The 20,792-nt window shown below is 68.2% G+C and carries 16 protein-coding genes; 13 read left to right on the top strand and 3 right to left on the bottom strand.

Features of this window, described 5'->3' with window-relative positions:
• Positions 1–119 precede the first annotated feature (119 nt).
• From paaZ to GIY23_RS11520, 8 genes are all read left to right on the top strand, one after another.
• On the top strand, positions 120–2,174 hold the full coding sequence (gene paaZ, locus GIY23_RS11555; RefSeq protein WP_154076657.1) for a phenylacetic acid degradation bifunctional protein PaaZ: 2,055 nt from the start codon (positions 120–122) through the stop codon (positions 2,172–2,174).
• Positions 2,171–3,145 (top strand): 1,2-phenylacetyl-CoA epoxidase subunit PaaA, encoded by a 975-nt coding sequence (paaA, locus tag GIY23_RS11550; RefSeq protein ID WP_154076656.1) that lies wholly within the window; start codon positions 2,171–2,173, stop codon positions 3,143–3,145. The genes paaZ and paaA overlap by 4 nt, the downstream gene beginning before the upstream one ends.
• Positions 3,142–3,459, top strand: a complete 318-nt coding sequence (gene paaB / locus GIY23_RS11545) for a 1,2-phenylacetyl-CoA epoxidase subunit PaaB (RefSeq protein ID WP_154076655.1) — start codon at positions 3,142–3,144, stop codon at positions 3,457–3,459. The genes paaA and paaB overlap by 4 nt, the downstream gene beginning before the upstream one ends.
• An 8-nt stretch (positions 3,460–3,467) precedes the next feature.
• Positions 3,468–4,358, top strand: a complete 891-nt coding sequence (gene paaC, locus GIY23_RS11540) for a 1,2-phenylacetyl-CoA epoxidase subunit PaaC (protein WP_154076654.1) — start codon at positions 3,468–3,470, stop codon at positions 4,356–4,358.
• Positions 4,359–4,363: 5 nt separating this feature from the next.
• Positions 4,364–4,876 (top strand): 1,2-phenylacetyl-CoA epoxidase subunit PaaD, encoded by a 513-nt coding sequence (gene paaD, locus GIY23_RS11535; protein ID WP_154076653.1) that lies wholly within the window; start codon positions 4,364–4,366, stop codon positions 4,874–4,876.
• A 1-nt stretch (position 4,877) separates the two neighbouring features.
• Positions 4,878–5,966, top strand: a complete 1,089-nt coding sequence (paaE, locus tag GIY23_RS11530; protein WP_154076652.1) for a 1,2-phenylacetyl-CoA epoxidase subunit PaaE — start codon at positions 4,878–4,880, stop codon at positions 5,964–5,966.
• Between the two features lie 314 nt (positions 5,967–6,280).
• Entirely contained in the window at positions 6,281–7,522 is a 1,242-nt protein-coding gene (locus GIY23_RS11525; protein WP_154076651.1) for an ATP-grasp domain-containing protein, read from the top strand.
• 35 nt (positions 7,523–7,557) lie between these two features.
• Complete coding sequence (locus GIY23_RS11520) at positions 7,558–9,588, top strand: hypothetical protein (protein ID WP_154076650.1); 2,031 nt, start codon at positions 7,558–7,560, stop codon at positions 9,586–9,588.
• A 154-nt stretch (positions 9,589–9,742) separates the two neighbouring features.
• Here GIY23_RS11520 and GIY23_RS11515 read toward each other — a convergent pair whose 3' ends face one another.
• From GIY23_RS11515 to ku, 3 genes are all read right to left on the bottom strand, one after another.
• Positions 9,743–12,301 (bottom strand): ATP-dependent Clp protease ATP-binding subunit, encoded by a 2,559-nt coding sequence (locus tag GIY23_RS11515; protein ID WP_154076649.1) that lies wholly within the window; start codon positions 12,299–12,301, stop codon positions 9,743–9,745.
• A 107-nt stretch (positions 12,302–12,408) separates the two neighbouring features.
• A complete protein-coding gene (ligD, locus tag GIY23_RS11510) occupies positions 12,409–13,320 on the bottom strand; it encodes a non-homologous end-joining DNA ligase (protein ID WP_154076648.1) in 912 nt (303 codons plus the stop codon).
• A gap of 1 nt (position 13,321) precedes the next feature.
• A complete protein-coding gene (gene ku / locus GIY23_RS11505) occupies positions 13,322–14,308 on the bottom strand; it encodes a non-homologous end joining protein Ku (protein ID WP_154076647.1) in 987 nt (328 codons plus the stop codon).
• 258 nt (positions 14,309–14,566) lie between these two features.
• Between ku and GIY23_RS11500 the strand changes: the two genes are divergently transcribed.
• From GIY23_RS11500 to GIY23_RS11480, 5 genes are all read left to right on the top strand, one after another.
• Entirely contained in the window at positions 14,567–15,679 is a 1,113-nt protein-coding gene (locus GIY23_RS11500; RefSeq protein WP_154076646.1) for a LacI family DNA-binding transcriptional regulator, read from the top strand.
• Between the two features lie 131 nt (positions 15,680–15,810).
• Positions 15,811–17,079, top strand: a complete 1,269-nt coding sequence (locus tag GIY23_RS11495; protein ID WP_154076645.1) for an ABC transporter substrate-binding protein — start codon at positions 15,811–15,813, stop codon at positions 17,077–17,079.
• 49 nt (positions 17,080–17,128) lie between these two features.
• The gene (locus tag GIY23_RS11490) at positions 17,129–18,157 is read left to right on the top strand and encodes a carbohydrate ABC transporter permease (RefSeq protein WP_154076644.1); all 1,029 of its coding nucleotides are present in this window, start codon (positions 17,129–17,131) and stop codon (positions 18,155–18,157) included.
• Complete coding sequence (locus tag GIY23_RS11485; RefSeq protein WP_154076643.1) at positions 18,154–19,041, top strand: carbohydrate ABC transporter permease; 888 nt, start codon at positions 18,154–18,156, stop codon at positions 19,039–19,041. Before GIY23_RS11490 ends, GIY23_RS11485 begins: the two co-directional genes overlap by 4 nt.
• Before the next feature lie 58 nt (positions 19,042–19,099).
• Entirely contained in the window at positions 19,100–20,761 is a 1,662-nt protein-coding gene (locus GIY23_RS11480) for a glycoside hydrolase family 13 protein (RefSeq protein ID WP_154076642.1), read from the top strand.
• Positions 20,762–20,792: the final 31 nt, after the last annotated feature.

Here is a 20,792-nt window from a genome sequence, read left to right as displayed (position 1 = left end):
GAGGTCGGGGTGTTCCCCGGTGCCGCGTCCGGGTGTACCGTACTGAACGAACGGTCGGTAAATATGCGGACACGGCACCGGCCGGACCGTGAACCCTGTGTGGAGGAGGTCGGGCGCGCATGGCAGCCCTGCGGAGCTACGTCAACGGCGAGTGGCACGTCCCGACGGAGAGCGGCGTCCCGCTGCACGACGCCGTCACCGGCGACGAGGTCGCCGCTGTGTCCTCGGCAGGCATCGACATGGCCTCAGTGCTCGACTACGGACGCGCGGTCGGTGGCCCGGCGCTGGGGGAGCTGACCTTCCATCAGCGGGCCGCGTTGCTCAAGACGCTCGCGTCGTACCTCCGCGAGCACCGCGAGGAGCTGTACGCGCTCTCGGCCAGGACCGGCTCCACGCTCGGCGACTCGAAGTTCGACATCGACGGCGGGATCGGCGTGCTGTTCGCCTACTCCAGCAAGGGCCGCCGCGAGATGCCCGCCGGACACGTCTACGTCGACGGCGGCACCGAAGCCCTCAGCAGGGAAGGGACGTTCCTCGGTCAGCACATCTGCACCCCGATGCAGGGCGTGGCCGTGCAGATCAACGCGTTCAACTTCCCGGTGTGGGGGCCGCTGGAGAAGTTCGCGCCCGCGTTCATCGCCGGGATGCCCACGCTGATCAAGCCCGCGAGCCAGACCGCGTACCTCACGCATCGGCTGGTCGAGCTCATGGTCGGGTCCGGGTTGCTGCCGGAAGGATCGCTGCAGCTGGTCTGCGGCAGCAGCGGCGACCTGCTCGACCACCTCACCGACCAGGACGTGGTCGCGTTCACCGGCTCCGCTTCCACCGGGCAGCGGCTGCGCGCCCACCCGGCCGTGGTCGCGAACTCGGTGCGTTTCGGCGTGGAGGCCGACTCACTGAACTGCTCGATCCTCGGCCCGGACGCGGTCAAGGGCACTGACGAGTTCGACCTGTTCGTCAAGCAGCTGGTCACCGAGATGACGGTCAAGGCGGGCCAGAAGTGCACCGCGATCCGCCGCGCCATCGTGCCGAAGTCCTCGATGGACGACGTGATCGAGGCCGCGAGCGCCCGCCTGTCCAAGGTCACGGTCGGACACCCGAACTCCGACGTCCGGATGGGTGCGCTCGCCAGCCTCGAACAGCGTGAGGAGGTGCGCCGGTCGCTGAAGGCGCTACTGGAGGCGGGCACGCTCGCGTACGGCGATCCCGAGCAGGTCGAGCTGGTCGACGCCGAGGCCGAGAAGGGCGCGTTCGTCTCACCGATGCTGGTGCGCTGCGACGACCCGGAGCAGCCGCAGCCGCACGAAGTCGAAGCGTTCGGGCCGGTGAGCACCGTGATGCCCTACGAGACCGCCGAGCAGGCCGTCGACCTCGCGCGGCGCGGTCTCGGCTCGCTGGCGGGCTCGGTCGTCACCGACGACACGGACTTCGCGCGCACCGTCGTGCTCGGCGCCGCTTCCCGGCACGGTCGCCTGCTGGTGCTCAACCGCCACGACGCCAAGGAGTCCACCGGGCACGGTTCGCCGATGCCGCAGCTCGTCCACGGCGGACCGGGCCGCGCGGGCGGCGGCGAAGAAATGGGCGGTGTGCGAGGCATCCTGCACCACATGCAGCGCACCGCAGTACAGGGCACTCCGGACGTGCTCACCGCCGTCACGGGCCAGTGGGTCACCGGGGCCGCGCGCACCGAGACCGACGAGCACCCGTTCCGCAAGCATCTCGAAGAGTTGCGCGTCGGCGACACCGTCGTCGCCGGTCCCCGGACGGTCACGGCCGAGGACGTCGAGCACTTCGCCGAGTTCACCGGCGACACCTTTTACGCCCACACCGACGAAGAGGCCGCGCGCGCCAACCCGTTCTTCGAAGGCCTCGTCGCCCACGGTTACCTCGTGGTGTCGCTGGCGGCGGGTCTGTTCGTCGAACCCGCGCCCGGCCCCGTGCTGGCGAACTACGGGCTGGAGAACCTGCGGTTCCTCACCCCGACCTATCCGGGTGACGAGCTGACCGTGACCTTGACTGCCAAGCGTCTGACTCCTCGCCACGGCGCCGACTACGGCGAGGTGCGCTGGGACGCCGACGTGACCAACGCCGCCGGCGACTCGGTGGCGAAGTACGACGTGCTCACGCTCGTCGCCAAGCGTGAGACCGAATCCGACGAGGCGGTGCAGGCATGACCCAGCAGCTCACCGACACACCGACCGATCAGCAGCTCGAAGACCACTTCGAGGGCCGGGTCGCGAACGACCAGCGCATCGAGCCCCGCGACTGGATGCCCGACGGCTACCGCAAGACGCTGGTCCGCCAGATCTCCCAGCACGCGCACTCCGAGATCATCGGGATGCAGCCGGAGGGCAACTGGCTGACGCGCGCGCCGAGCCTGCGGCGCAAGGCGATCCTGTTGGCGAAGGTGCAGGACGAGGCGGGCCACGGGCTCTACCTGTACTCGGCGGCGGAAACGCTCGGCGCGGATCGCGAGGATCTGACGACCAAGCTCATCAGCAGCCGCCAGAAGTACTCCTCGATCTTCAACTACCCGACGTTGAACTTCGCCGACATCGGCGTCATCGGATGGCTCGTCGACGGCGCGGCGATCTGCAACCAGGTTCCACTGTGCCGCAGCTCGTACGGGCCGTACGCGCGGGCGATGGTGCGCGTGTGCAAGGAGGAGTCCTTCCACCAGCGACAGGGTTACGAGCTGCTCATGACGATGATGCGCGGCACGGCGGCGCAGCAGGAGATGGTGCAGGAGGCCACGAACCGCTGGTGGTGGCCGTCGCTGATGATGTTCGGTCCGCCGGACGGCGACTCGCCGAACACCCAGCAGTCGATGGCGTGGCGGATCAAGCGTCACACCAACGACGAGCTGCGGCAGAAGTTCGTGGACATGACGGTTCCGCAGGCCGAGGCACTCGGCGTGACACTGCCGGACCCGGAATTGGTGTGGAACTCCGAGAGCGAGCGCCACGATTTCGGCACGCCGGACTGGGACGAGTTCAAGAACGTCCTCAAGGGCAACGGGCCCTGTAACGCGGAGCGGGTTGAGCGCAGGCGGCGAGCCCACGAAGACGGTCAGTGGGTGCGCGACGCCGCGGCCGCCCACGCGGTGAAACAGGCCGCCCGGCAACAAACGGAGGCGCTCGCATGAGCGAGAACGGACAGTCCGAGAGCCCGGTGCCGCGCTCGGCGTGGCCGCTGTTCGAGGTGTTCGTCCGCGGCAAGCGGGGGCTCAACCACGTGCACGTCGGTTCCCTGCACGCGCCGGACGAGGAAATGGCGCTGCACAACGCCAGAAACCTCTACACCCGGCGCAACGAGGGTGTGAGCATCTGGGTGGTGCGCGCGGACGCGATCACCGCGTCCAGCCCGGACGAGAAGGACCCGTTCTTCGCTCCGAGCGGGGACAAGGTGTACCGGCACCCGACGTTCTACGACATTCCCGAGTCCGTACCGCACATGTGAGGTCCCTGATGTCGTTCGACAACGCCTACGAAGCGTTGGCCGAGGACCACGGCGGCGACGAGTCCCGCTGGGCTTTCGGCACCGGTTTCGACGACCCGTTGGCCGGGGTAGACACCACGATTCCTTCCACAGTGGACGCACAGGATCTGGCGGCCTACTGCGTGATGCTCGGCGATGACGCGCTGGTGCTCTCGCAGCGGTTGACGGAGTGGGTCACCGGCGCGCCGGAGCTGGAGGACGAGGTCGCGCTCGCCAACATCGCTCTCGACCTGCTGGGCCAAGCGCGGCTGCTGCTGGCCCGCGCCGGCCAGTCCGACGGCTCCGACCGGAGCGAGGACGATCTCGCGTACTGGCGGGACGACCGGCAGTTCCGCAACGTCCGTCTCGTGGAGTGTCCGAACGGGGACTTCGCGGAGACGATCGCGCGGCTGCTGGTGTTCTCCACGTGGCGGCTCGCGGTCTTGTCACGACTCACCGATTCGGTCGACCCGGTGCTCGCGGCGATCGCCGCCAAGGGCGTGAAGGAGCTGACCTACCATCGCGAGTACGCCGCGAAGTGGGCCGTCCGCCTCGGCGACGGAACGGCGTATTCCGCCGAGCGCATGCAGGCCGGACTCGACGCGGTATGGCCGCTGGTCGCCGAACTGTTCACGACCCACGAAGTGGAGTCGCGGCTCGCGCGCGTGGACGTCACGGTCGAATCCTCCGCTGTGCGCGACGAATTCGACACGGTGCTCGCACAGGTTCTTCCCGCCGGTGATCTGTCCACACCGGATCGGCCCGCACTCGGAGCGGTGGCCGGACTCGCCGGACGCGACGGCGTGCACACCGAGCACCTCGGGTTCCTGCTCGCCGAGATGCAGACCCTCGCCCGCGCCCACCCGGACGCGGTGTGGTGACGACGATGGGCCGACCTTCGACACGGGAACCGGCACGGCAGGTGGCCGCGCGGGTCACCGACCCCGAACTTCCCATGGTCACCCTCGAAGAACTCGGTGTCCTGCGGTCGGTGTCGACCACGGACGACGGGGGAGTGATCGTCGACATCACCCCGACGTACTCGGGATGCCCGGCCATGGCGACGATGCGCGACGACCTCGCGCACGCGCTCGACCGCGCCGGCTACACCGAGGTCGAGGTGCGCACCGTGCTCGACCCACCGTGGACGACGGATTGGATCAGCGAGAGCGGTCGCCGCACACTCGCCGAGTACGGCGTCGCTCCGCCCGGTCAGGCCCCGCCGAAGGCTGCCGGACCGGTTCCGCTGAACCTCGGCCCCACCCGCAGGCACGCGGCGTGCCCGCAGTGCGGCTCGCCGGAGACCGAAGAACTGTCCGAGTTCAGCTCGACGGCGTGCAAAGCGTTGCGCCGCTGCCGCAGTTGCTCCGAACCGTTCGAACACTTCAAGGAGATCTGACGTGACCAGCGCCGAGACCACCTCCTCCCGCTCGCGGAGCCGCGCGTTCCACTCGCTGCGGGTTCAGGACGTCGAGCGGCTGTGCGACGACGCCGTCGCGGTCACCTTCGACGTTCCCGACTCAGTGCGCGAGGACTTCGCATTCCGGCCCGGCCAGTCGCTGACCTTGCGACGCCACGTCGACGGCCGCGAAGAACGCCGCTCGTACTCCATCTGCGCGGCGTACGGCTCGGCGCCGCGCGTCGGCGTGCGCCTCGTGCCCGGCGGACTGTTCTCCTCCTGGCTGGTCAACGAGGTGAAGCCGGGCGACGAGGTCGACGTGATGCCGCCGAACGGCTCATTCAGTCCGGACCTGGACGTCCACGAGCGTCACGTCCTGCTCGCGGCGGGCTCGGGAATCACGCCGGTGCTCTCGATCGCGGCCTCGGTGCTGCGCGAGACCAACGCCGACGTGACCGTCGTCTACGGCAACCGCAGCAGCGCGACCGTCATGTTCGCCGACGAGCTGGCAGACCTGAAGGACGTGCACCGCGACCGGCTCGAGCTGGTCCACGTACTCTCCAGGGAACCGCGCGAATCGGAGCTGTTCACCGGCAGGCTCGACGGCGACAAGATCCGGGCCTTGTTGTCCACGGTCATCGACCCCGCGGGCGTCGACCAGTGGTGGCTCTGCGGCCCCCACGGCATGGTGACCGACGCTCAGGAGGTGCTCGCCGATCACGGGGTCGCGGACTCCCGGGTGCACCAGGAGCTGTTCTACGTGGACGTGCCGCCGGAGCCGGTGCGGCATGAGGAGGCGGGCGTCGAGGGGCCGAGCAGCGAGGTCACCCTCGTCCTCGACGGGCGCACGAGCGCGCTGACGCTGCCTCAGGACGCTCCGGTGCTCGACTCGGCCCAGAAGGTGCGGCCGGACCTGCCGTTCGCCTGCAAGGGCGGCGTGTGCGGCACCTGCCGGGCGAAGGTCACCGACGGCGAGGTGCGGATGCGCCGGAACTTCGCCCTGGAGCGGTCCGAGGTCGACGACGGGTTCGTCCTCACCTGCCAGTCGTTACCGGTCACCGACGCCGTCACCGTCGACTACGACGCCTGAGAGAGGGCATTTGGGAACCTGGGGAGGTGGTCCGGTACCACCGCCCCAGTTCGCGCTCGCGGCGTTGGGGTCCTGTTGAGTACCAAGCGTACGCGGCGAGACGCCCTGCCTTGCGAGCCACGAACTCCGAACGCCGGAGCCCCTCACCGTGCCCCGGCTGATCACGTGTGACCGTGCCCGACGGGCACAAGTCGGTACCGGCGGCCGGAACTTCGCCGGTGCCGTGGGAAGCCGCCGTGCCTTCGTTACGTCTCGGGATCTCGCGGGGTACTGTGTGCCCGCCGCGTTGTAGAGATCGGACGGAGGAACGGTCCATGCCCCAGGCCGAACCGGTTGCCAAGAACCCGGACAAGGGATACGTAGCGCTTCTCGGCTGGAGTCTCAACGCGGTGGAGGCTCTCGACCGTTTCGATCGTCGCTACGTCGTCGTGGCGCCGGACTGGGCGGAGGAGTACTGCGCCGAACACGACATCCCGTACGTGCCCTGGAGTTTCGAGCGGCTCAACGACCGTTCGATGGAGATCGCCGAGACCCTCAAGCAGGAGGGCGTCGACGTCGCGATCCCGCTGTACGAGGAGACCGTGGAGTGGGCCGGGGCGATCAACGCCGTCCTGCTGGACAACCCGCGTCTGTTCGGCCAGGCCACGCTGCTGCGGGACAAGGCGCTGATGAAGCGCCGCGCGCAGCTCGGCGGCATCCGGGTCGGGATCTTCGAGGAGGCCCACGATCGCGACGACGTGATCCGCTTCCTCAAGCGGGTCAACCAGACGCTGCTCAAGCTCGACGGCGACCCGAACGACCCCATCCACATCAAGGCCTTCGACAAAGCCGGTTGCCTCGGACACCGGGTCATCCGCACCCCTGACGAGATCGACACGATCCCGGACGAAGAGTTCCCACTGCTCATGGAATCGCATCTCGACGGCTGGGAGTTCGCCGTCGAGGCGTGGATCCACAACGGGAAGATCAAGTTCCTGAACATCTCCGAGTACGTCACGCTCGGCTACTCGGTGTTCGTTCCGGCGACGCCGGAGCTGGAGCGCTACCGTGCGCAGATCACGGAACAGATCGAGAAGCTCATCAAGACCTTCGACATCGAGTTCGGGTTCGTGCACCCGGAGTACTTCGTCACCAACGACGGCGAGATGTACTTCGGCGAGGTCGCCTACCGGCCGCCGGGGTTCAAGGTCTTCGAGCTGCTCGAGCGGGCCTACGGCTTCAATGCCTACCAGGGCTTGGTGCTGGCCTTCGACCCGAAGACGACGGAGGAGGAGATCGACGCCTTCTTCCCGAGCGAGGTCGTCGACGCCCACGGCGTCGCCGGGTGCTTCGGTGTCTATCCCCGCCGCCGGGTCGTCAGCGACCTGGCGATCCCGGAGAAGACCGAGGACGACGACTACTATGAGTCGCACGACCTGTCGGCGCCGCTGGAGGAGACGGTCACGAAGCGGACCGCGTTCGGCACGCACTGGGGCCTCGTGTACTTCTTCGGCGACGACCCGTACCGCATGCGCGATCTGTTGAAGAATCAGGAAGAGCTCGACTTCTACGTCTGAGGACCCGACGCAGGAGACCGACCCGAGGGACATCCGTGAATCCGACCGCCGACGACACGGGCGGGACCACGACGTTGGACAAACGTGTGGTCTCGCTCGACGAGGCCGTCCAGGCCATGGCCGAGACCCGCGACTTCGGCAAGCACACCAAGCTGCGCCGGGTGCTGGAGGCATTGCGGCGAGTGCTGCTGCAGCCGGGCGGGGCGGCGTCGGTGCAGGCCAGGGCACAGGCGCTCGAGGAAGCAGGCCTGTTCCAGGACACGGACTGGGCCTCACCGGAGATCCTGGTCCCCGCACTGGTCGGCCCGGGGCTGAGCAGCGCGGACACCGACACCGTCGTGATGGAGGCGACCAGCGAGCTGCGGATGCTGGCGGTGGCCCGCGGCGAGTTCGAGCACCCGACGCTCTCGGCCGAGCAGGCCCACCAGTTCCTCACGCAGGTGCTGGCGACGAACCTCGAGTTGCTGTTCAGCCCGCCCGGCGAGGCGGAACGCGTCCGCCAGGGCCGGACGGCGCAACTCGTCCGGGACCTGCTGCGGCACCTGGCCGACGAGATCGGCTACGACAGCGTGCTCGACAAGCTGGTCGACGAGATCTGGCGGATGTTGCGCCAGCGCCCGATCCAGGTCGATCACGTGCAGTCGCTGATCACCCGGGTCGCTGCGTACCGGGGCGATCCGGACGTCGATCTGGGCGGTCCCGGCGGCGGTCAGGGCATCGACCGGCTCGTCAGCAGCCTCTTCGGCACCACGGAGGCGTGCCGCGAGGACCCGGGCGTCGAGGTGTACCGGTCCCGGCTGGAGACGATGGACACCGGTGACCTGCAATACGAGGCCACCGGGTTCGCCCGCGCCATGCACGACACCGGCCTGGTGTCGCCGTACCACGCTGAGCTGCTGCGCTACCTGCTGCAGGAGAGCGACTATCTCGTCGGTGAGGCGCTCGGGTTGTCCGACACCGGCCGGAACTGCCTGCTGCGCTACCGGGACCTGGTGCACCGGCTCGTCGAGGAAGCGGTGCACCCGCAGACCGCGCAATGCATTTACGGACTCGCGCTGCTGCTCGACCGCGGCATCCTCTACGAGCCGCCGGTGGTGCCGGGGTTGTGGCGCCAGGTGGCATTGCGACTGTCTCCGGTCGCCAGGGAACGGCTGGCGACGGTGTACGGCGAAGACCCGGCACCGGAGGCACGCCTGCTCGCGGGCGTGTTGTCGATGCTGGGCCAGCCGCTCGGCGTCGGACAGGGCGACAACCCCACCTGTCAGGCGGCCCGGGCGTTGTCGATGTGGGCCTACAACGACCCGGACTACCTGCTGCAGATGGTGGTGTGGGCGGCCCGCGACGACGAGGTCATCATGCATTTCGAAGGGCAGCCGATCTCGTCGCAGGACAGTGCGACCGGTGTCGCGAGCACACTGCCGATGGACCTGGACCCCGTCTCGTTGGTCGTGGTGCCGCACCTCGACCGGATCTACGCCGAGATGGGCCGACGTTGCGTCGGTAGGGAGGGCGACCCCCACCGGTGGGTCAATCCCGAGTTCCACGGCTGGTGGGCTGCTCGCGGGTTCCGGATCAACGTCGAGGTCGCGACCGGGAACCTGGTCGACCTCGACGACTTCCTCCGCCAGTTCCACGCGAGCTACCACCCCGCCTACAACGGCGAGCAGCCGCTGATCCACCCGCAGCCCGCCGGTGTCGCCGTCACGGACAGCGCCGGCCGGTACGTCGGCTGGCACGCGATCACGATCCTGCGGGTCGCACCCGACCCGCAGGACGTCGTGCGGGTGTACTTTTTCAACCCGAACAACGACAGCGGGCAGAACTGGGGAGACGGCGTCGTCGTCTCCACCGCAGGCAACGGCGAGCGGTTCGGGGAGGCCTCGCTGCCGTTCGACCAGTTCGCCTCACGGCTCTACATCTTCCATCTCGACCCCCTCGAACGGGGCGAGCCGGACCGGGTGCCCGACGAGGACATCGCCCGGATCATCGGATACCTGGAACGGAGCTGGGGTGCCGATCGGCTCCCCGCAGGCAACCTCCAGGCCGCGCAGGATCCGCGTCGCTGAGAGGGCGTCCGGGGACTTGGGTGGATTGTCCGGTACCGCCGCTCTGGTTCGCTTCGCTGCGTTGGGGGTAGCAGGCCGTACGCGCCGAGAACGGCCACACGGACGAACGGTGCAGCCACTCCGCTCGTGAGAGTGGCTGCACCGCTGTCGTCGATCAGCCTGACTGGCCGGGAGTGGCGTGTTCGGCGCCGACGTCCGCGCCGCCCGGGCGGACCGAGAACGTGAGCCCGCCGGACGGGTCCGTGGCGTCCACCAGCACCGATTGGCCCTCGGCGATCGAGCCCTCCAGCAGCATGTCCGACAGCGCGTCGTCGACCTCACGCTGAATGGTGCGACGCAACGGCCGGGCGCCGAACTCCGGCTGGTGGCCGTGCTCGGTGAGCCACTGCAGCGCCGACTCGGTGAACTCGATCCCGATGTCCATCGCCCGCACACGGCGGCGGGTGTCGTCGAGCATCAGCTCGGTGATGCGGTGCAGCTGCTCCTGGGTGAGCCTGCGGAAGACGACGATCTCGTCGATGCGATTGAGGAACTCGGGACGGAACGAGTCCTTCAGCCGACCCATCAGACGTTCCCGCGCCGGCTCGTCGGTCTGCTCGTCGGTGCGGCTGGAGAAGCCGAGCACGCCGGAGCGCTGAGAGACGATGTCCGAGCCCAGGTTGCTCGTCATGATGAGCACGGTGTTGCGGAAGTCGACCGTGCGGCCCTGCCCGTCGGTGAGCCTGCCGTCCTCCAACACCTGCAACAGCACGTTGAACACGTCCGGATGGGCCTTCTCGATCTCGTCGAGCAGCACCACCGAGTACGGACGGCGGCGCACCTGTTCGGTGAGCTGGCCCGCCTCGCCGTAGCCGACGTAGCCGGGAGGAGCACCCACCATCCGGGCGGAGGTGTGGCTCTCCTGGTACTCGCTCATGTCCAGTCGGATCATCGCCGACTCGTCGCCGAACAGCGATCCGGCCAGTGCGCGGACGAGTTCGGTCTTGCCGACCCCGGTCGGGCCGAGGAACAGGAAGGTGCCGACCGGACGGTTGGGGTCGCCCATGCCGGTCCGGGAACGTCGAACCGCCCTGGCGATGGCCGTAACCGCTTCGTCCTGGCCGACGACCCGCTCGTGCAGCTGTTCCTCGAGGTTGCTCAGCCGGGTCTTCTCCTGCTCGGTGAGCTGCGTGGCGGGAATCCCGGTGGCACGCGAGACGACCTCGGCGATGTCCTCGGTGGTGACCTCCGGGATGCCACTCGGGCCGTGCCTTTCCTGCTGGATCCGCTGCTGCAGCTGGCTGATCTCGTCGCGAAGACTGGAGGCCCGTTCGTAGTCCTCGGAGGAGACCGCCTGATCCTTGTCCCTGGTCAGCTTGTCCACTTGCTGTTCCAGCGCCCGGACGTCGGTGTTCGGGGTCCCGGTACGCAACCGCTTGCGTGCCCCGGCCTGGTCGATGAGGTCGATCGCCTTGTCGGGCAGCTGACGGTCGGTGACGTAGCGGTCCGAGAGGTCGGCCGCGGTGCGGATCGCGTCCTCGCCGAACCGAACCTGGTGGTGTGCCTCGTAGCGGTCCCGCAGGCCCCACAGGATCTGCACGGTGTCCTCGACGGACGGTTCCGGCACGGTGATGGGCTGGAAGCGGCGTTCCAGTGCGGCGTCCTTCTCGATGTTCTTGCGGTACTCGTCGAGCGTGGTCGCACCGACGACGTGCAGTTCGCCCCGCGCGAGCTTGGGCTTGAGCATGTTGCCCGCGTCGACCGCGCCTTCCGAGCCGCCGGCGCCCACCACGGTGTGCAGCTCGTCGATGAAGATGATGAGGTCGTCGTTCTGGGCGATCTCCTCGATGATCTTGTTCATCCGCTCTTCGAAGTCACCGCGGTAGCGGGTGCCCGCGACGACTCCGGACAGGTCGAGCTGCACGATACGCTTGTTCGTCAGCACGTCCGGGACGTCGTTGTCGACGATCCGCTGCGCGATGCCTTCCACCACGGAGGTCTTGCCGACGCCGGCCTCGCCCACCAGCACGGGGTTGTTCTTGGTGCGGCGAGAGAGGACCTCGATCGTCTGCTCGATCTCGTCGGCGCGTCCGATCACCGGGTCGAGCTCGCCGTTGCGTGCCCGGGCGGTGAGGTCCTGGCCGTACTCGTCGAGTGTCGGTGTCTGGCTCTGCTGCTGTGTTTCCTCTCCCCGCGGAGTGGACCTGCGCTGTGCGCCGCCACCGGTCTGCTGCAGGGCCTGCGGCGTGATGTTCGCGGACGCCAGCAGCCTGCCTGCCACGGACTCGTCGTTCGCGGCGAGCGCGAGCAGCAAATGGTCGGGATCGATGTAGGAGGAGCCCAGCGTACGGGCGATCTGGTGCGCGTCGAGCAACGCGCGTTTGGCGGCGGGGGCCAGCACCGGCGGCTCCTCGGTTGCCTCGCGGCGCGGCACGTTCTCGTCGATGGTCTCCGCCAGACGGGACGCGTCGGCACCCGCGCGTTCGAGCATCGTGCGCGTGCCGTCTTGCTGGGTCGCCGCCCACAGCAAGTGGTGCGCGTCCAGGTCGCGTGCGCCGCGCTCGACGGCGAAGCGGACGGCGCCCGCCACCAGTTCCTGCGCGGGCGGCGTCATGAGCTGCGTGATGTCGACGCGTTGCACCGGTCGGGAGGTGCCACTCGCGCCGAGGAATCGTGCGAGGAAGTCGTCGAAGGGGCTGGACCCTTGTCCACCCGGTCCGAAGAAGCTGGTCATGTGTGCCTCTCCCGTTCACGCGAGGTGCTTCTCGCCGGTGGGGTACCCGGCGGTCTCACCGTCTGAACATGCCGGGAGGGGCGGACATTCCCTCGGCTTGGTCCACGTCACAGTGCGCGAGGGGAGTCGTGCAGGTCGGCGAAGAAGTCGCCGTGCTCGTCGACCCGAGCGAGGACGTCCTCGCTGCGGAACACGAGGTCCTCCGGGCTCCGACAGGCGTGCACCTCACGCCAGGTGATCGGGGTGCTCACCGTGGGCATCTCCCGTGCACGCAGCGAGTACGGCGCGACGGTGGTCTTGGCCGGGTTGTTCTGGCTCCAGTCGATGAAGATCTTTCCCGCTCTGGCCGCTTTGGTCATCGTCGCGATGATCTCGTCCGGGTACTGCTGTTCGAGCTGCCGCGCGAGCTTCTTGGCGTAGCGGGAGGTCGCCTCGTGTTCCGTGGTGCTGACCGGGCAGTACAGCTGCATCCCCTTGGAGCCGCTCGTCTTCGGATACGGCCGGAATCCCTCGTCGGCGAGGACATCTCGCAACCGCAACGCGACGCGGCAGCATTCCACGATGGACGCGGGAGGTCCGGGATCGAGATCGAATACCAGAAGGTCCGGGGTGTGTCGTTCGGCGTCCGGACCGACGGTCCACTGTGGCACGTGGAGTTCGAGTGCCGCCAGGTTCGCGGTCCACATCAGGGTCGGCACGTCGTTGACCACGACGTGGTGATTGGTCGACAGACCCTGGCCGCGTGCCCCGCTGACCAGCGCGGCGGTGCGTACCCAGTCGGGCGCGTGCCGAGAGACGTTCTTCTCGTAGAACGAGCCCTTGCCGACGCCGTCGGGAAAGCGGATCAACGTGGCGGCCCGGTCGCTGACGTGCGGTAGCAGCACGGCGGAGATGCGGCGGTAGTACTCGAGCACGTCCCGCTTGGTGAAGCCCGGCGTCGGATACAGCACCTTGTCCAGGTTGGACAGCGTGAGCTCGCGTCCCTCGACCTGCGCGGTGACCTTGGTCCGGGTGGCCATGTCACGAGGCCTTCTTCGTCCGGCGCGGCGTGCCGAGCGCCTGGGCGACCGCATCCTCGAGCCGACCACGGCTCATCTTGGAGCGGCCTTTGATCTCGTGTTCGCGGGCGAGTCCGTCGAGTTCGCTCTTGGTCATCTCACCGACGTCGCGGTCGGGAGCCTCCGCTCCGGCGCTGGTCCCGGACTTGGCGCCCGTCCGGCGCTGCTTGGCCGCGTCGACACTGCGACGCAGTGCTTCGGTGAGGTCGATGACACCTTCGTCGCGCTCGGCGGTCTCCTCGACCGTCGGCTCCTTGCCCGCAGCCTTGTCCTGCAGCAGCTGCTCGACCCGCGCGGTGTAGGTGTCCTCGAACTGCTCGGGGTCCCACTTCTCGGTCATCGACTCGATGATGTCGGTGGCCATGGACAGTTCGCGGTCGGCGTTCTTGCTCTTGCCGTCGAGCGCGGCGAGTTCGCCGACCATGGCGTTCGCGTCCCGGATCTCGTCGGCGAAATACAGGGTGTCGAGCGCGAGTGCGTCCCGGTCCGCTCGGATGGCGGTGAGGTATTCCTTGCCGCGCATGACGAAAGTGGCGACTCCGACGCGGTTCGCCTCCCGCATCGCCCGCAGCAGCAGGCTGTACGGGCGTGCGTTGTCCTTGCTGGTGGGAGCGAGCCAGTAGGTCTTCTGGAAGTACACCGGATCGATCTCGTCCAGGTCGACGAAGCTGGTGATGTCGATGGTGCGCGATCGGCGGGGTGCGATCTCCTCCAGCTCGGAGGGCTCGACGGTGACCAGCGTGTCGCCGACCTCCCGGCCTTTGACGATGTCGCCGTAGGAGACCTCGTCACCGGTGCGTTCGTTGACCCGGCGGTACCGGACGCGGTCGGTGGTGCCGCGCTCGTACTGGTGGAACGGGATCGAGTGGTCCTCGGTCGCGGCGTAGAGACCGACCGGTATCGACACGAGCCCGAAGTTGATCGACCCCGTCCAGATCTTCTGTGCCATGACGCCTCCTCGCCGCGTGTTCCACGCTGCGGTGTCGCTGTCAGCATGAGCGCGCGGCGGTGGCGGTGCCAAGCGCTGAGCGGTCGTCACAGACTCGTCGAGCGTCCCCCGACGAGTGGTGACGCACACCGGATGACCGATTTGCGCAATCGGTGTCTAGTGGCATGAGCTGCGAAAAATACATGTACAGGCGAAAGACAAGCGAAAGATACGCAAACGCTTGCGTTGTGTGTTGCCCGTCACTTACCGTCCTTATCCATGTCGGTGAGTGTCGAAGACGTCGCGCAGCGGGCGGGGGTGTCCGTCTCGACCGTCTCGCGTGCGCTGCGAGGCCTGTCGGGGGTCTCGGAGAGCACCCGTGACCGTGTCCGTCTCATCGCCGCCGAGCTCGGCTACACCGTCTCGCCGAGCGCCTCGCGCCTGGCCTCCGGACGCACCAGGACGGTGGGCGTGGTCGCTCCGCTGGTGAACCGTTGGTTCTTCTCGCAGGTCATCGCGGGGGCGGCGGCCGTCCTTCGGGAGGCGGGGTACGACCTGCTGCTCTGCGACCTCGGTGACGCCGAGGGGCGTAAGCGCTTCTTCGAGCGGCCGTCGCTGCGTGGCCGGGTGGATGCGGTGATCGCGTTGTGCCTGCCGCTGGCCGAGCACGAAGTCCGGGCGTTGAAGGAACTCGACGTTCCGGTCGCGATGGTCGGCGTGCAGGCTCCCGGGTTCGGCAGTGTCTGCATCGACGACGTGACCAGTGGTGCGATGGCGATGCGTCATCTGCTCAACCTCGGCCACGAGCGGGTCGGTCTGCTGCGCATCGGTCATCACGGGGGCGCGAACGACCATTTCCCGGACGACCGCTCGCGCGGCTACCGGCAGGCCTTGGCCGAACGCGGCCTGGAGGTCGACGAGCACCTCGAGGCGCACGACCGCTTCGGCGTGGACGGGGGAGCCCGGGCGATGGGGTGGCTGCTGTCGGGGCGGGAGCTGCCGACGGCGGTGGCCGTGGAGTGCGACGAGATGGCGTTCGGTGCGCTGCGAACGCTGCGCAGCGCCGGCCTGCGGGTGCCGGAGGACGTGTCGGTGATCGGCTTCGACGATCAGGACATGGCCGAGGTGTTCGGGTTGACCACCGTGCGTCAGCCGGTGCCGGAACAGGGGAACCAGGCGGCCTTGCTGGTCCTGGACGCGCTGGAGACGGCGGACGGGCGCTCGCCGTCGCAGGTCACGATGCCGACGGAGCTGGTGATCCGGGCGAGCACCGCGCCGCCGCGCGGTACGCGCACCGGAGTGCGGGAACAGGAACCGGGCGCCTCCTCGGGCTCCCTGTCGACGACGTCCGTGGTCAGCGACCCGCACCGGCGACCGCCGGTCGCACCGTAGGCCACACCGCAGCGCATCCGGCTTCGACCCGGCCGGACTGTGCCTGAAGTCGATCAACATCCGCATGGTCGACGTATGAGAACTGGACCGATCCAGTCCGCTGGGCTGGTGCGACGGATTCGAGGGAACGGATGAGACCGAGGCGTGTCACGGCACTGCTGTCCGCACTGCTGGCCACTGTGTTGGTCGCAGGCTGCGGAGGCGCCGCCGCCGACGGCAGCGAGGAGAACGGGCGCGGGCCGATCACGTTGGCCCAAGGCAAGGATCCCAGCGGCGTGATGCCCGGCATCGTCGCGGAGTGGAACCGCCAACATCCGGACCAGCCCGTCGACCTGATCGAACTACCCGAGTCGCCCGACATGCAACGTCAGGCCATGGTGCAGAACGCGCAGCTGAAATCGGACGCGTTCACCGTGCTCGACCTCGACGTGGTGTGGAACGCCGAGTTCGCGGCACATCGCTGGATCGACGAGCTGCCCGCAGAGCGCTACAACCTCGACGAGATGCTCCCGACCACCGTCGAAACGGGAATGTATCGCGGTCGCCTGTACTCGGTACCGAACTCGTCGGACGGGGCGCTGCTGTTCTACCGCAAGGACCTGCTCGACAAGGTCGGGGCGGCACCTCCGACGACGTGGGACGAGCTGAAGCGGATCTGTGCCCAGGTGCGTGACATTCCTGCCAACGCCGACATCGGCTGCTACGCGGGACAGCTGGAGAAAACAGAGGGCGGCACCGCCAACGTCGCCGAGGTGATCAACAGCGCGGGCGGAGAGATCATCGACGACAACGGTCAACCGCGGGTGAACAGCCCGCAGGCCCGGTCGGGCTTGGGTTTTCTCGTCGACGGGTTCCGGGAAGGGCTCATTCCGCGCGAGGCACTGACCTTCAAGGAGGAAGAAGGCCGCCGGGCGTTCGTCGACGGCAAGCTACTCTTCCATCGCCAGTGGCCATACCAGTGGTCCACATTGGCCGAAGACCCGTCCATGAAGGGAAAATTCGCGGTGGCACCGCTGCCCGGCCGCGACGGTCCCGGAACCTCCTCGTTGGGTGGCCACAACCTCGCGGTGTCGAAGTTCGGCAAGAACAAGGCCACCGCACGGGACTTCATCGGGTTCGCGACCTCGGAACGGCAACAGCGCCAGAACACCCTGGTCGGGTCGAAAGCACCCACCTACACCCGGCTCTACGACGATCCCGCGCTACGGCAAGAAGCGCCGTACCTGCCTGTATTGCGGCAATCGATCCTCGGGGCCGAGCCGCGCCCTCAGGTCGTGCGTTACCCCGAGGTGACGGCTGCCATCCAGGACACCAGTTACGCGGCGATGACCGGAGAAATCAGCACCAAGGAGGCGTTGGAGGAGCTCCAACGACGGCTGGAGAGGTTGGTGCAGCAGTGAGCACGCACCGCAGGGCCAGCTTCTCGACTCACCCCGTGGAGGTTCGACCATGAGCGTGGAGGTCACCGGCAGACCGCCCGGAACCGACGATCCCGAGAGTTCCAGCGCGCCGTCGACCGGAACGCGGCGCCGCCGATCCGTGAAGAAGGGAACCGGGCGCCTGGCGGCGATCCTGGTTTCACCCACCCTGATCGTGCTCGGTCTGGTGGTGGCGTACCCGATCCTGTCGGCGCTGCACGAGTCGTTGTTCCGTGCGCGCGACGATCTGGACGCGCAGGGTTTCGTGATCGAGGGCGACGTCTTCGTCGGGGCTCGGAACTTCACGGACATTCTGTTCGGCCCCGAGGCGGAGCGGTTCTGGAACGCCTTCTGGAACACGACCTTCTTCACGGTCACGACCGTCGCGCTCGAAACCGTTCTCGGCGTCGCGATGGCGCTGGTGATGCACCGCGCGCTGCGCGGCCGTGCGTTCGTGCGGGCCAGCATCCTCGTTCCCTGGGCCGTGCCGACGGCGGTGTCGGCACTGATGTGGCGGTGGATCTTCGCGCCGGACGGCATCGCGAACCTGGCGCTCGGTAGGCAGATCCTGTGGTCGGCCGACGCGGTGGCCGCGAAGGTCGCGGTCATCACCGCGGAGGTCTGGAAGACGGCGCCGTTCGTCGGGCTGCTGGTGCTGGCCGGTCTGCAGCTCATCCCGCAGGAGGTGCACGAGGCCGCGCGGGTCGACGGCGCTTCCGGATGGTCGCGGTTCTGGCGGATCACCCTGCCGCTGATCAAACCCGCGCTGCTCGTCGCCGTGCTGTTCCGGATGCTCGACGCGCTGCGGATGTTCGACCTGCCGTTCGTGCTCATCGGTCAGCAGAAGGACTCTGTCGAGACCCTGTCGATGCTGGCGTGGACGGAGGCCACGAACATCCAGTTCGGACCGGCTGCCGCCTACGCCACGATCATGTTCGCCTACGTCGCGCTGGTGGCCTTCGCCTTCGTCAAGATGCTCGGCGCCGACGTCATCGGCGATGCACGGACCTCGGTGCGCCGTAAACGGTCGGCCCCGGCCGGAAAGGAGGCGGCCCGATGACCGCCGCGACCACAACGAGAACCCACGCCACCGAGACCGCCCCCGCGAAGCGGCGTCGCCCACGGCAGTGGAGTGACGCGCTGCCGATGGTCGGACTGGTGGTGATCGTCGGTTACTGCCTGGCGCCGTTCTACTGGATGGTGGTGACCGCGTTCCGTCGCCCCGAGGACCAGTTCGACAACACGTTGCTGCCGCGCGTGTGGTCGCTGGAGAACTTCGCGGCGGTCTTCGATCCGTCGGTCGGCTTCCATCGGGCGTTGCTCAACAGCGTGGTCGTGGCGACCACGACCACCGTGCTCACTCTCATCGTCGCCTCGCTGACCGCCTACGCACTGGCACGCTTGGAGTTCCGGGGCAAGAACGTCGTGCTGGGACTGGTGATCGCGACCAGCATGTTCCCCGGCATTTCGCTGATCGTGCCGTTGCTCAAGCTGTTCAGCTCGTTCGGCTGGATCAACACCTACCAGGCGATGGTGTTGCCCAGCCTGTCGTTCGCGCTGCCGCTGGCGGTGTGGAACCTGACGATGTTCTTCCGGCAGATGCCGGTGGAACTGGAACAGGCCGCGATGGTGGACGGGTGCACTCCCGCACAGGCGTTCCGGAAGGTGATCGTTCCGCTGGCGGCGCCGGGCGTGTTCACCACCGCCATCCTCACGTTCATCGTGGCGTGGAACGAGTTCATCATCGCGCTGTCGATGGTGAACAAGGAATCCATGCAGACCGTCACCGTCGCGATCTCGAAGTTCACCGGAGCCCAGGGCTTCGAGCAGCCTTTCGGTACTCAGATGGCCGCTGGCGTGGTGGTGACCGTTCCGCTGGTACTCGCGGTGCTGGTCTTCCAGCGTCGCATCATCGCCGGCCTCACCACCGGCGGAGTGAAATGAGCCTCGGCGACGGAACCATCGACGCACACGAACCCGCACACCCCTGAAAAGGAGCACGATGACCGAGAACGTTCTCAGCCCGGCGACCTCGACCCGTGCCGCCGCCTGGTGGCGCGACGCGGCGATCTACCAGGTCTACATCCGCAGTTTCGCGGACGGCAACGGCGACGGCGTCGGGGACATCGCGGGAATCCGGGCGAAGCTGCCGTACCTGCGCGACCTCGGCGTCGACGCGCTCTGGATCAACCCGTGGTATCTGTCCCCGATGGCCGACGCGGGCTACGACGTCGCGGATTTCCGGGAGATCGACCCGATGTTCGGCACTGTGGCCGAGGCGGAACGGCTTGTCGCCGAGGCACACGAGCACGGCCTGCGGGTGATCCCGGACCTGGTGCCGAACCACACCTCCGATCAGCATCGCTGGTTCCAGGAAGCGCTCGCGGCGGGGCGGGGCAGCCCGCAACGGGAGCGCTACCTGTTCCGCGAGGGGCGGGGCGAGCACGGTGAACTGCCGCCGAACAACTGGCAGGCGGTGTTCGGCGGCGACGCGTGGACGCGCGTCACGGAGCCGGACGGCGCGCCGGGGCAGTGGTACCTGCACCTGTTCGCGCCCGAGCAGCCCGACCTGAACTGGCAGCACCCGGAGGTCCGGCGGGAGTTCGAGGATGTGCTGCGGTTCTGGTTCGACCGTGGCATCGACGGGTTCCGCATCGACGTCGCGCACGGACTGATCAAGGATCCGGAGCTGCCGGACGTTCCGGAACACGTGCGGGTCGGTGACGGCTCCCATCCGCACTGGGACCGGGACGAGGTGCACGAGATCTACCGGCGCTGGCGGGAGATCGCGGACTCCTACGACGGTGATCGCACGTTCGTCGCCGAGGCGTGGGCGGAAACCCCGGAGCGGCTGGCACGGTACGTGGCACCCGGCGGTCTGCACACGGCGTTCAACTTCGATTTCCTTCAGACTCCGTGGGACGCAGGGGAAATGCGCAAGTCGATCGACCGGACGACGGCGGCCTTGAACGCGGTGGGTGCTCCGGCCACCTGGGTGCTGTCGAACCACGACGTCACCCGCCACCTGAGCCGCTACGGACGGCCCGCGCAGGACTGGAAGCCGGGGGAGCAGTACCAGCCGAACGGCCGGCTGGACGTCGAGCTGGGCCTGCGCAGGAGCCGCGCCGCCGCGCTGCTCACGTTGGCGTTGCCCGGAGGCGCCTACATCTACCAGGGCGAGGAACTCGGTCTGTCCGAAGTGGAGGACCTGCCCGAGAACGTGCTTCAGGATCCGACCTGGGAACGGTCCGGCAACACGGTTCGTGGCCGTGACGGGTGTCGGGTGCCGATCCCGTGGTCCGGCGAGGTCACCCCGTTCGGCTTCAGCCCCGACGGGTCCCGCGAGCCGTGGCTGCCGCAGCCGGAGCACTGGAAGGACCACACGGTCGAGGACCAGGAGGGCGACTCCCGCTCGATGCTCGAGCTCTATCGGCGTGCACTGTGGCTGCGGCGTCAGCTCCCGGCGCTCGGTGCGGGCACCCTGCGGTGGCTCGACGCGCCGGACGGCGTGTTGGCCTTCGCCCGCGAGCCGGGATTCGTGTGCGTGGTGAACCTCTCGGCCGAGCCGTACGCACTGCCGGAGCACAGCGAGATCCTGCACCAGAGCGGTCCGCTCGACCGGGCGGCCCTGCCGCCCGAGACCGCTGTCTGGCTGGCGGCGTGAGACCCGTGAACTCCATCCGAAGCGACCAGAA

The sequence above is a fragment of the Allosaccharopolyspora coralli genome, assembly GCF_009664835.1.
GTDB classification, from domain to species: Bacteria; Actinomycetota; Actinomycetes; order Mycobacteriales; family Pseudonocardiaceae; genus Allosaccharopolyspora; species Allosaccharopolyspora coralli.
This window is presented reverse-complemented; position numbering and strand designations above follow the sequence as displayed.